This is a genomic window from Peribacillus sp. Bi134 (assembly GCF_918698065.1).
Lineage (GTDB): Bacteria > Bacillota > Bacilli > Bacillales > DSM-1321 > Peribacillus.
Genome location: NZ_CAKKLN010000002.1, coordinates 58463 through 71453 on the forward strand (window position 1 = coordinate 58463; position 12991 = coordinate 71453).

General features: G+C 43.1%; 11 protein-coding genes. All 11 read left to right on the forward strand.

The features are described from left to right. The first annotated feature begins 7 nt into the window (after window positions 1-7). The 11 genes from LQ188_RS03255 (at window position 8) to rbsB (ending at window position 12980) form a co-directional block, all read left to right on the forward strand. Window positions 8-1516 (forward strand): aspartate aminotransferase family protein, encoded by a 1509-nt coding sequence (locus LQ188_RS03255; RefSeq protein WP_230176038.1) that lies wholly within the window; start codon window positions 8-10, stop codon window positions 1514-1516. 2 nt (window positions 1517-1518) lie between these two features. Then, a complete protein-coding gene (locus tag LQ188_RS03260; protein ID WP_101223951.1) occupies window positions 1519-3321 on the forward strand; it encodes an IucA/IucC family protein in 1803 nt (600 codons plus the stop codon). Then, window positions 3311-3895 (forward strand): GNAT family N-acetyltransferase, encoded by a 585-nt coding sequence (locus LQ188_RS03265; RefSeq protein WP_230176039.1) that lies wholly within the window; start codon window positions 3311-3313, stop codon window positions 3893-3895. The genes LQ188_RS03260 and LQ188_RS03265 overlap by 11 nt, the downstream gene beginning before the upstream one ends. Then, window positions 3870-5198 (forward strand): lysine N(6)-hydroxylase/L-ornithine N(5)-oxygenase family protein, encoded by a 1329-nt coding sequence (locus tag LQ188_RS03270; RefSeq protein ID WP_230176040.1) that lies wholly within the window; start codon window positions 3870-3872, stop codon window positions 5196-5198. Before LQ188_RS03265 ends, LQ188_RS03270 begins: the two co-directional genes overlap by 26 nt. 22 nt (window positions 5199-5220) lie before the next feature. Then, window positions 5221-7032 carry an IucA/IucC family siderophore biosynthesis protein gene (locus LQ188_RS03275; RefSeq protein WP_230176041.1) on the forward strand — a complete coding sequence of 604 codons (1812 nt, stop codon included), beginning with the start codon at window positions 5221-5223 and terminating at the stop codon, window positions 7030-7032. A 310-nt stretch (window positions 7033-7342) separates the two neighbouring features. Then, window positions 7343-8329 (forward strand): LacI family DNA-binding transcriptional regulator, encoded by a 987-nt coding sequence (locus tag LQ188_RS03280; protein WP_230176042.1) that lies wholly within the window; start codon window positions 7343-7345, stop codon window positions 8327-8329. Next, a complete protein-coding gene (gene rbsK, locus LQ188_RS03285) occupies window positions 8326-9210 on the forward strand; it encodes a ribokinase (RefSeq protein WP_230176043.1) in 885 nt (294 codons plus the stop codon). The genes LQ188_RS03280 and rbsK overlap by 4 nt, the downstream gene beginning before the upstream one ends. Beyond that, window positions 9207-9599 (forward strand): D-ribose pyranase, encoded by a 393-nt coding sequence (rbsD, locus tag LQ188_RS03290; protein ID WP_063234273.1) that lies wholly within the window; start codon window positions 9207-9209, stop codon window positions 9597-9599. The genes rbsK and rbsD overlap by 4 nt, the downstream gene beginning before the upstream one ends. 18 nt (window positions 9600-9617) lie before the next feature. After that, complete coding sequence (locus tag LQ188_RS03295; RefSeq protein ID WP_230176044.1) at window positions 9618-11099, forward strand: sugar ABC transporter ATP-binding protein; 1482 nt, start codon at window positions 9618-9620, stop codon at window positions 11097-11099. 1 nt (window position 11100) lies between these two features. Further along, window positions 11101-12045, forward strand: coding sequence for a ribose ABC transporter permease (rbsC, locus tag LQ188_RS03300; RefSeq protein WP_101223945.1), 945 nt, complete (start codon window positions 11101-11103; stop codon window positions 12043-12045). Between the two features lie 14 nt (window positions 12046-12059). Then, a complete protein-coding gene (gene rbsB, locus LQ188_RS03305; protein ID WP_230176045.1) occupies window positions 12060-12980 on the forward strand; it encodes a ribose ABC transporter substrate-binding protein RbsB in 921 nt (306 codons plus the stop codon). Window positions 12981-12991 lie beyond the last annotated feature (11 nt).

Genomic DNA, 12991 nt, shown 5'->3' on the forward strand with positions numbered 1-12991 from the left:
ATGATCAATGATCGAAATGATAAATAAAACGGATTTTGCCTATTCTCGATTTTTCCTGAATAACGAAGAAGGCTTCAATAACTACAGCCAGTCATTAAACATCATTGAAAAAAAGCTGACCAGCTTTTTAAAAGGGAATAATTCACCATACTCTGGGAAAAAACCGTATGAAATCGAAGCAAGATTAAACGAGCTGACACTCGCTTCTCCAAAAGGGAAGACACTTGAAGCGGTAGCGGATGAGCTGGCAGAGTTTGTTATTAATGACAGCATCAATGTACATAGCCCTGCTTGTATCGGACATTTGCATTGCCCGACATTAATACCTGCGGTGGCTGCCGAAATGATTATCGGTACGTTGAATCAATCCATGGATTCATGGGATCAAAGCTCGGCGGCAACCTTCGTTGAAGAGCGTTTAATAGATTGGCTTTGCAGTCAGGTAGGGTTGCCGGAACAAGCGGATGGGATTTTCACAAGCGGTGGAACCCAATCTAATTATATGGGCCTGCTATTGGCTAGGGACGCTTATTGTAAGAAATTCTGGGGTGTTGACGTTCAACAGCATGGCTTGCCGGTCGAGGCGAAAAAATTGCGGATCTTATGCTCCGAGGCTGCCCACTTTACGGTTCGTAAATCAGCGGCACAGTTGGGGCTGGGTGAACAGGCTGTAATCACGATTAAAACGGATTCAAATCACCGTCTGTCCGTAGCTGAATTAAATCAACAACTGCAGCATTTAGAGGAACAGGGTTTACTTCCCTTTGCCATCGTTGCAACTTGTGGAACAACGGATTTTGGTTCAATCGATCCGTTACACGAATTGTCCGAAGCTGCAAGGAAGAATGGGATATGGCTGCATGTCGATGCCGCATATGGAGGCGCGATGATTTTAAGTAAGGATTACAAAGAGTTAATCAGCGGAATTGAACGGGCGGACTCGATTACGGTCGATTTTCACAAATTATTCTATCAACCCATCAGTTGCGGTGCTTTTCTTGTCTCTGACAGCAACTCATTTCAATATATCCAGCATCACGCCGATTACTTGAATCCACAGGAAGATGAAGCGGAGGGCATGGTTCACTTAGTCAATAAATCGGTTCAAACGACGAGAAGGTTCGACGCACTGAAACTCTGGATGTCATTGAAGGTCGTTGGACTGGATGCCTTTGCCGAAATGATCGACTACACTTGTCAACTTGCACGTGAAGTGGCTGTGAAGATCGATAAAGAGGAAGGGTTCACAGTATTGAATAAAGAACCTGAATTGAATGCGGTTGTATTCCGTTATAATCCCGAAGGAGAAAGTGATCAGTTAGTAAATCTATTAAATAAACAGATTCAGCAAGAATTACTGAAAAGCGGACGTGCATTTTTAGCAAAAACACGTTTTGAAGGCCAGGTATATTTAAAAATGACACTATTGAATCCAATGACGAGGCTTGAACACATAGAGGAAATTTTAGACGAAATTCGAGTATTAGGTGAAATGTTCAAGATGATGGAGGAATGAATATGAATGGTAAGCAAATAGCTGAAAGGGCGACGATGCAAAGCTTTCTGAATTGTTATTTCCGGGAAACCGGAAATTGCAGTTTAGAAGAAACGAAAAACTGGCCGAATTTGGAGGGATCCATTTCGGATTCATTAATGGTCAGTAAGCTCATATCCCAAGATATTGAATTGCTTGTTCCGCTTAAATATTGGTCGGAAACGGGGCGTCATATTTTTAACTTCCCGATTTACTATCAAACTGCATCCAAACAAGTGCATGAATTAGATTACGTGACAATGGTCTCGATTGTTTCTAAAGAATTATTGAATGAGCAGGGCCGGACGGATAGTGAAGATGAGTTGATGCTGCGCGTCATCCTAAGCAGCCAAAATATTCAACGGTATGTTGAAGCCAGGAAAGAAGACGTTGATGCACTTCAAAGTCCTGATTTCACCTACATCGAAGCAGAGCAGTCGCTATTATTCGGGCACCTGTTCCACCCGACACCGAAAAGTAAGCAGGGAATTTCAGAAAAAGATGAATGGATCTATTCACCCGAATTAAAAGGGGAGTTTCAGCTGCACTACTTCCTGGCAGAACCTTCAATTGTCATCCAGGATTCCAGTGAAGTCACATCGGCAAGTGAGATCATTAAACAGGAATTAGCCGGTGACCTAGAGATTTCCAGTGAATTCCGAAGAACTTATTGCCAAAAGGAAAGCCAATATATCATCATCCCGGCACACCCGCTCCAGGCAAAAGTGCTTATCGAAAAAGAAGAGGTCAAGAGGCTACTCGAGCAAGGGACACTAGTTTATGCCGGACCGCTTGGAAAAAAATTCACGGCCACCTCTTCATTTAGAACGGTATATAGTCCCACATCGAAATATATGTACAAATTTTCCGTTCCGGTTAAAATCACGAATTCTTTACGTGCAAATCTGCAAAAAGAATTGGATCGTGGTGTCGAAATTGCAAAATTAATAGATTCTAAAGTGGGCGACGATCTAAAAGAACGGCACCCCTCCTTCCGTATCATCAAGGACCCTGCTTACCTAACGATCAAAACAACCGAGGAAGAATCAGGATTCGATGTTGATATTCGGGAAAACCCTTTTTATGAAAACGATAAACAAGCAATCCTGATTGCCGGCTTATGTCAGGATAATGCCTATGGTGCCCCATCAAGACTTGGAGCGATCATCCGCAAATTATCAGCTGATGAAAACCGCAGTACTGAAGAAGTGAGTAAGGATTGGTTCAATACCTATCTGTCAACGACATTGAAACCGATGCTTTGGCTATTTGAAGAGTATGGAATTGTTTTGGAGGCCCATCAACAAAATTCCATCATTCAGCTTCAAGATGGGTATCCAGCCACTTTTTATTATCGTGATAATCAAGGGTATTACTACTGTGAGTCCAAAGTGGACAGGCTGCTGAAGATCTTGCCTGAACTAAGTGAAAAAAGCTTCACGATTTGTTCTGATGAAGTCGCTGAAGAAAGACTGCAATACTATTTCTTCTTTAATCACTTATTAGGCCTGATCAATAATTTTGGTACGGAAGGATTAGTATCAGAAAAAACACTGTTACAGCTCGTTCAGGAACAACTGGAAACATGCAGTACGGAAAGCGGAGATGAAGGTTTGAATCGAGTTGTTTCAAAATTGCTTCATGCCCGGGAATTATCTTGTAAGGCTAATTTACTGACACGTTTTCATGATATGGATGAGCTTGTCGGTTCACTTGAGACACAATCCGTTTATACAACGATTGATAATCCGTTCGCACAGGGGGTTATGGCCGTCCATGAAAAATAGTTATGAAGAAATGCTTAAGGACTGTAATCAGCAGCTTTCATTTGTCAAAGTTGAATTTGAGAGGGATTTGGATACATTGCATAAATGGATGCATGAAGATCATGTGATACCCTACTGGAATTTGAATTTCACAAAAGAAAAATTCACTGTTCATTTAAAAAAGGCATTGGCTGATACACACCAAACACTCTATTTAGGCTGTCTGGACTCCATTCCCATGAGCTATTGGGAATCGTATTGGGTAAAAGGCGATATCATCGAAGATTATTATGAAACCGAAGAGGGAGATCAAGGCATTCATTTACTCATTGGTGATTCGGATTACCTTGGAAAAGGACTGGCTTTGCCGTTTTTACGTGCAATGGTGAAATTCCAACTACTGACTTCAACAACAAACAAAGTGATGGCAGAACCGGATATCAGGAATGCAAAGATGATTCATTTATTTGAAAAATGCGGGTTTACCCCAATTAAAGAAATTAAGCTCCCAGATAAAACGGCATTGCTAATGTCATGTACACGGGAGAATTTCGAGAGGAAGTGGAACTATGGAGAAGCAACAATCTATCTATGACCTGGTAGGGATAGGGATAGGTCCCTTTAATCTTGGACTTGCGGCCCTTTTGGAGAAAACCCCGGAGGTGAATGCCGTCTTTTTTGAGAAAAAGCGGGAATTTAATTGGCATGAAGGGATGCTGTTGGAAGGGACAACTCTGCAGGTACCGTTCTTTGCCGATCTGGTTAGCATGGCAGATGTGACAAGTCCATATAGTTACCTGAATTATTTACAGCAGCATGATCGGCTTTATCATTTCTACTTCCTTGAAAAATTCTTGATTCCACGAAAAGAATATAACGATTATTGCCGCTGGGCTGCCCATCAACTTGATAGCTGCCGTTTTGGAAAAGCGGTGGAGGCGGTTGAATATATAGGGGATCAAGATGAACCCTGCTATCAAATCAGTGTAAGGGATGCACAATCACAAAAGATCGAAGTCTATTATAGCCGTCATGTAGTCATGGGAATTGGCAGCGCCCCGACTGTTCCATCGGCTTTTCATCCATATATGGGAGAGAGCATCCTGCATTCGGCCGATTATTTACGGAATAAAGAAAATATCTTAAAGAAAAAATCCGTAACGGTTGTCGGATCTGGACAAAGTGCAGCTGAGGTCTTTCTGGATCTGCTTAATGAGCAGGAGGAAAATGGCTACCAGCTAAACTGGTATACAAGATCCAAGGGATTTTTCCCTATGGAATATTCAAAACTCGGATTGGAATATTTCACGCCGGATTACCTTGATTTCTTTTATCGGCTGCCTCAGGAAAAAAAGGATGAAATCCTGCCAAAACAGGATTTATTGTATAAAGGCATCAGCGCCACTACAATCGCAGCAATTTTTGACAAGATGTATGAAAAATCGATTGGAAATGCGGAACTGTCCATTGAACTTCGGGCAATGACCGAAGTTGCAGCGGTTACCCCTGCTGAAAATGGCTGGGAATTGAAATGCCGACAGTGGGTAGAAGATAGCGAATTTGATGTGGATACAGAGGCGATCGTTTTTGGGACGGGCTATAAATCAACCCTTCCGGCATTCCTTGAAACCATGGAGGACCATTTAGTCCGCGATGACTTGGGTCGACTTGCAATAACGAAAGACTATCGGGTAGGAATGGCCATCTCTACACCGAATCATCTTTTTATTCAAAATGGCGAGATACATACACATGGTGTGGGTGCACCGGATTTAGGCTTAGGAGCATTCCGAAATTCTATTATCATCAATCAATTGGCAGGTAAAGAAGTTTATCCATCCGGGCCAAAGGGTGCATTTCAGTCATTCCGTGTAAAAACACCCGTCATGGCTTACTAAGAGAAGGGAAGGGAGAATTTATATGCAGTTCATAAATGAAGTGGAACAGGCAGTTTCAGAAAAAAATTGGTCGATAGTAAACCAAAACCTGCTGGCCAAGATGATTTCTGAGTATATGTATGAAGATATGATCCATCCAGCTGTCCTGAACGAAAATACAGCAGGAAACTTATATGAGTTAAAGATAAATAAGGGGAAATCTTATCGGTTTTTGGCGAGGCCCCGTCTTTTTGACAGCTACGAAGTACAGGCTGAGTCGATCCAGGTATGTGAAACGGAAGGCTTTACACAGGCCAAGGATGCCATTCAATTCATTTTGGACATCCAGCCGTTAATTGGGATGACTGCAGAAACAACAGGACATTTAATCAAAGAATTCCATCATACGCTGCTTGCGGATCTCCAACTGCTTTCCAAACCTGAACAGGATGCGGATGATTTAGTCGAACTGGATTATGCATTACTTGAAGGAGAAATGAGCGGTCACCCTTGGATTGCTTATAACAAGGGAAGAATCGGTTTCGGTTATGATGATTATTTGCAGTTCGCTCCAGAAAACCAGAAGGAAGTTCAGTTATCTTGGATTGCCGTCCATAAAACGAGGGGTGAATTCAATTCAGTCGAAACGTTATCTTATAAGCAATTGATGGAGAATGAACTGGATGGGGAAACCCAAAAATCGTTTGCAAAGATATTGACGGAAAAAGGGCTGAACGCAGAAAACTATTACTACCTCCCTGTTCATGAATGGCAGTGGAAGAATGTAATCATCCAAAACTTTACCGATGACCTGGCTAAAGGGCTGATCGTAGCTTTGGGAAATGGTCCCGATAAGTATTTGCCGCAACAATCCATCCGGACATTTGTTAATGTATCGAACAAGGATAAAAACCATGTCAAGCTGCCAATGAGCATTTTAAATACGCTAGTCTACCGTGGATTGCCAGCTGAACGCACAGTCATTGCCCCAAAAATCACAGCGTATATAAAGAACATTTATGAAAATGACTCATTCTTGAAAGAACAATGCAAAGTAGTGCTTCCAGGTGAAGTGGCCAGTTTAAATGTTGATCACCCGTATTATTCCAAGCTAGAGAATGTACCGTATCAATATTTAGAGATGCTGGGGGGGATTTGGAGAGAAAGTATTTACAGTTATATGGAGGAAGGCGAAAAGCCCATTACGCTTGCATCCCTTTTACATGTGGACAGCAAAGGTAAACCATATGTAGAAAGCCTTATTGAAAAATCGGGATTGACTGCAGAAGCCTGGACAGCTCAATTATTCGACGTCATCCTATCACCATTACTACATTTTATCTATCAATATGGATTGGTCTTCTCACCGCATGGTCAAAATACCATATTAGTTTTGAAGGATTACAAGCCTCACCGTTTGGCCATCAAGGATTTTGTAGATGATGTAAACGTCAGTGATCAGCCGCTTCCTGAATTAAGCAGCCTTCCTGATGATTTAAGGAAAGTACTAAGAAGTGAGACTCCCGAGGGGCTTGTTCAATTCATTTTCACGGGACTATTCATCTGTCATTTCCGATACTTGTCAACACTTCTGATGAAGAGGTCCCTTTTGGATGAGAATGCTTTCTGGGAAGGCGTCGCCCTAACAATCCTGACACATCAGAAAAAATTCCCTATGTTACAGGATCGTTTCGATACATTCAATTTCTTTGCGCCAAAATTAACAAAACTCTGCCTGAATAGAAATCGGATGCTTCAATATGGGTATAGCGATGGTGAAGACCGTCCGCATGCATCTGAGTTTGGGCATGTGAATAATGCCCTTTATGAAAAGTTACCTGCAAAAACGCTATAAAGTTAAACTGGCTCAGACTTTTGAGCCAGTTTTCTTATGGGGTTTATCAATTTGACCGTTGATTTCCGCTCCAGGCACTCGCTTTCCGCGGGCGGTCAGGGAGCCTCCTCGGCTTGCGCCTGTTGGTCTTCCCTAGACTCGCTTTTCCCGCGTACCTTCCACTCCAATCAACTTAGCTTTAACGGTTAGGTAGAACTTCGAGTTTGTGTCAAATTCCCAAAAAAATATCTTTGGAAGAGGGCTTGCCGTGCATTTAAATTGGTGATAAGCTATGTGTAAACGGTTACACAAAATTATTGAGGGTGATATATTGGCAACTATTCGGGAAGTGGCAAAGGAAGCTGGGGTTTCTGTGGCAACGGTTTCCAGAGTTATGAATGGCAGTGGTTATGCACATGAGGACACAAAAAAGGTGGTCATGGCAGCTGTTGAGAAATTAAATTATAAACCGAATGAAGTGGCAAGATCCCTCTACAAACGTAAATCCAAATTGGTTGGTTTGATTTTGCCGGACATTACGAATCCTTTCTTCCCAGAAATGGCTAGAGGTGTGGAGGATTATCTTCAGCAATTTGGTTATCGGTTAATTTTTGGAAATAGTGATGAAAAGAGAGATAAAGAAATAGAATATATCGACACATTCCTGCAAAATAATGTAGTGGGCATGATTGCTTCAACTAGTGAAGAAGCCAATGAAAATTTTGATAATCTGGATATTCCAGTTGTCCTTCTCGACCGTACAGCAGAGAAATTACCAGCTGTTTATTCTGATCAAAAGACAGGCGGTAAGCTGGCAGCACGCGTATTGCTGGATAGAGGCAGTACGAATATCGTCCTCATTAGGGGGCCAGTCGAAATAAAGCCTGTTTATGAACGGTACATGGCAGCATACGAAGAATTGAAACAAGCAAAAGTTAACGTGCAAGTCATGGATTCATCCTTAACTCTTCAAGGCGGCCAAACTTGCGTGAAGCAGCTGTTCGAGCAATATCCGGAAACGGATGGAATCATAGCTTGCAATGATATTGTTGCAGCCGCCGCACTTCAAGAGATTTTAAAGCGGGGAATACGGATACCGGAAGACATACAATTGATCGGCTATGATGATATCGCCTTCACAGCGTTATTGCACCCGCCGTTATCTACAATTAGGCAGCCAGCCTATGAGATGGGGGCACAAGCCGCGGAAATGCTAATTAAAAGGATCAATCAAGAAAAATTGGAAGTAACACATGAAAAGCTCCCTGTTTCTTTTGTGGAGAGACAAACAACGAGAAGGAAGGCGGAGAAGACATGATTAGAATTGCTGTAGTGGGAAGTTCCTCAATGGACTTAGTTGTGACATCAGCCAAGCGGCCAATGGCTGGTGAAACGGTTTTAGGGGAGTCATTTATCACGGTTCCTGGAGGAAAGGGAGCCAACCAGGCTGTTGCAGCGGCACGTCTTGGTGCAGAAGTGTCGATGGTTGGATGTGTAGGAGATGATGTGTATGGAGAGATCATCTTAGATAACCTGAAAAAAAATCATGTAAACACGAAGTATGTGGAACCGGTTACAGGTTCCGCTTCAGGGACAGCACACATTACCCTTTCGGAAGGTGATAACAGCATTATTGTCGTAAAGGGTGCGAATGATTTCATTACTCCTGAATATGTACAAAAGGCGAAAAAGGTAATAGAGGAATCGGATATCGTGTTGGTTCAGCAGGAAATACCTGAGGAAACGGTGGAATATCTGGCTGAGTTGTGCAGCACGCTTCAAAAGAGATTACTTTTGAACCCAGCTCCCGCCCGCAAGCTAAGTGAGGCTGTCATTCAACATGCATCATTCCTTACTCCAAATGAACATGAATTCGAAATACTATTCAATGGGAGAGATAGAACGGAAATCTTGACTGAGCATCCCAATAAATTATTCATTACCGAAGGAAAAAATGGCGTCCGTTATTTTGACGGACATGAAGAAAAGGTTGTTCCAAGCTTTGAAGTGGAAGCGGTGGATACGACAGGCGCAGGGGATACATTCAATGCTGCCTTTGCCGTGGCTGTTGCAGAAGGAAAAAGTTTTGACGAATGTTTGGTATTCGCGAATCGGGCAGCATCCATTTCCGTGACGAAGTTAGGAGCCCAAGGCGGCATGCCGCAAAGGATAGAGGTCGAGAGGGGCTTTGAAGCATGAAACGTCAAGGAATCATCAATAGTTCAATAGCCAAGGTCCTGGTTGACCTTGGTCATACCGATTATATTGTCGTAGGTGATGCCGGGCTGCCGGTGCCACCTGGAGTTTGTAAGATAGACTTAGCATTGACGCCTGGAACACCATCATTTCAAGATGTCGTCCGGGCAATTCACGAAGATATGGTTGTTGAAAAAGTTATCGCTGCCACAGAAGTGAAGGTTAAAAACCCGGAACAGCATCAATATATGGAGCAGCAATTCGGAGCAGCGATTGAATATGTTTCCCATGAGGATTTTAAAAGGCTGACAAGCAACGCGAAAGCAATAATCCGGACCGGGGAGACGACGCCATATTCAAATTGCATATTGCAGTCTGGAGTATTCTTTTAAAGAAATGAGATGATGAGCATGCAAATCGAAATGCACAATATTTATAAAGCATTTGGTCAAAACAAGGTATTGGAAGGTGTTCATTTTTCTTTAGAGGCTGGGGAAGTACATGCGCTAATGGGAGAAAATGGTGCGGGGAAATCAACCTTGATGAACATTTTGACCGGGCTGCATAAACAAGATCAAGGAACGATCGAGATTAACGGTAAAGAAACCTCATTCAAGGATTCAAAGGAAGCGGAAGAGGCGGGAATGGCCTTCATCCGTCAGGAATTGAATATTTGGCCAGAAATGACCGTGCTGGAGAATCTATTTATCGGCAGGGAAATGGTGAATGCCTTCGGTGTCCTGAAGACGAAACAAATGAAAGCGCGTGCAAACGAGATTTTTAAAACACTTAATATTTCCCTTCCTTTTGATAAGGATGCCGGATTTTGTTCTGTCGGGGAACAGCAAATGATTGAAATTGCCAAGGCGCTCATGACGGATGCTGAAGTCATCATCATGGACGAGCCCACAGCAGCTTTAACTGATAGGGAAATAGAAAAGCTCTTTGAAGTGATGAAGGGTCTTACCAAAAAGGGTGTATCGCTTGTTTATATTTCTCATCGGATGGAAGAAATATTCGCCATTTGTGACAGGATCACCGTAATGCGTGACGGAAAAACCGTCGATACGAAAAGAATTGCAGATACAAATTTCGATGAAGTCGTTCAAAAAATGGTAGGGCGGGAGCTGGAGGATCGTTTTCCTCATCGTGAAGCGAACCTTGGCGACATAGTCCTTGATGTAAAAGGTTTAACTAAAAAGGGGCTTTTTGAAGATATCCATTTCGCGGTTCGCCAAGGTGAGATTGTCGGTGTCGCCGGATTGATGGGAGCAGGAAGAACAGAAATAATGCGTGCCCTTTTTGGTGTCGACCAAATAGACAGGGGTGAAATCGCCATTGAAGGCAAGGAGGTTTCCATACGAAAACCAACGGATGCAGTTCGACACGGCCTGGCTTTCATTACGGAAAATCGTAAAGAAGAGGGATTGATCCTGGACTTTTCCGTAAGGGAGAATATCGGCTTGCCGAATCTCAAAAGTTTTGCTCCTAACGGAATCGTAAAAACGGAAGATGAGATGAACTTTGCCGAAATGATGATTAAGCGGCTTCATGTAAAGACATCTTCTGCTGAAACGGTAATCGGCAATCTATCCGGAGGAAATCAACAGAAGGTGGTAATAGCCAAATGGATCGGGACTTCCCCTAAAGTTTTAATTATGGATGAACCGACCAGAGGCATAGATGTTGGCGCAAAACGTGAAATTTACGAGTTGATGAATGAATTGACGGAGCGAGGCATCGCCATCATCATGGTTTCGTCAGAGCTTCCGGAAGTCATTGGAATGAGTGATAGAATCCTTGTCGTTCACGAAGGTGAGATTGCTGGGGAATTGTTAAAGCAGGAAGCGACGCAAGAAAAAATTATGGCATTGGCGACAGGAGGGAACTAGGATGAAACTTGAGGCTACAGGGAAAAGCGGGATTTGGCAGAAATTCGGTCCTTTACTCGCCCTGGTACTTTTATTTATCGTAATAACCGTTTTAAATCCATCATTCATGGAACCGAATAATATATTGAATTTATTGCGTCAAACCTCCATCAATGCACTTATTGCATTTGGAATGACCTTTATCATATTGACAGGTGGCATCGACTTGTCCGTCGGTTCCATTTTAGCTCTATCCAGCGCACTTATGGCTGGTATGATGGTCTCGGGATTAGATCCGATTTTAGCAATATTAGTAGGCATTCTACTAGGTGCAATAATGGGTGTAATCAATGGGATACTCGTTTCAAAGGGAAAAATGGCCCCTTTCATCGTGACACTGGCCACCATGACGATTTTCCGGGGATTAACGCTTGTGTATACGGATGGAAAGCCGATTACCGGAATTGGCGATTCCGTTATGTTCCAGATGCTTGGGAGAGGTTACTTCCTTGGAGTGCCAGTACCGGCCGTTGTGATGGTCATCGCTTTCTTAATCCTGTGGTTCCTGCTTCATAAAACATCCTTTGGCCGTAAAACTTATGCCATTGGAGGAAATGAAAGGGCTTCCCGTATTTCGGGGATTAAAGTTGACCGAGTCAAGGTGGCCATCTATGGTCTGGCCGGTACGATGGCGGCCATTGCCGGTGCCATTTTGACATCCCGTCTGAATTCGGCACAGCCGACGGCAGGCCAATCCTATGAAATGGATGCCATCGCAGCCGTGGTGCTGGGCGGAACGAGCCTTTCAGGCGGTAAAGGGCGGTTGTTCGGAACGCTGGTCGGTGTCCTGATCATCGGTACCTTGAATAACGGCATGAATTTACTTGGTGTATCCTCTTTTTACCAGCAAGTGGTGAAAGGTGCAGTTATATTAATCGCGGTCTTACTTGACCGTAAAAAATCATAAGAAGAGGTGTATCAATGAAAAAATTAGTATCGATCATCATGGTTCTTTCTTTAATGGTCTTGGCTGCCTGTTCAATGGATTCTGGTCTAACAGATGATAAAAAGGAAAAGAAAGACTCCATGAAAGACGTGAAAGTCGGAGTCAGCATCTCTACTTTAAACAATCCATTCTTCGTTTCCTTAAAAGATGGTATTGAAAAAGAAGCAAAAGAAAAGGGCATGAAAGTCACAGTTGTTGACGCCCAAGATGATACGGCAAAACAAATCAGCGGAATTGAAGATCTAATCCTTCAAAAGGTTGATGTCCTTCTTGTGAATCCTACTGACTCTGCGGCAATATCTTCAGCCGTTCAATCAGCTAATGAAGCGGGCATTCCCGTTATCACGATTGACCGCTCTTCAGACGAAGGGGATATTGAAACGTTCATCGCTTCCGACAATGTGGCTGGCGGGGAAATGGCTGCAGAATATCTAGTTAAGGAGCTTGGCGAAAAAGCGAAAGTAGTGGAACTTGAAGGGGTATCCGGTGCATCTGCAACTCGTGAACGCGGGAAAGGTTTCCACAATATTGCGGACAAGCAGTTAGATGTCCAGACAAGCCAAACGGCGGAATTCGACCGGACAAAAGGGCTTAACGTCATGGAAAATATCCTGCAAGGCAATAAAGACATCCAAGCGGTATTCGCCCATAATGATGAAATGGCACTAGGAGCCATTGAAGCAATCAAGGCAGCTGGAAAAGACATCATCGTGGTTGGTTTTGACGGAAATGATGATGCATTGAAAGCAGTTGAAAACGGTGAACTAAAAGCTACAATCGCCCAACAGCCGGCACTTATCGGTGAAGAAGCGGTTAATGCGGCTGAAAAAATCTTAAAAGGCGACAAAGTGGATGACACAATATCCGTTCCATTGAAATTGGTCACCAAAGAATGATTGTCAAACAA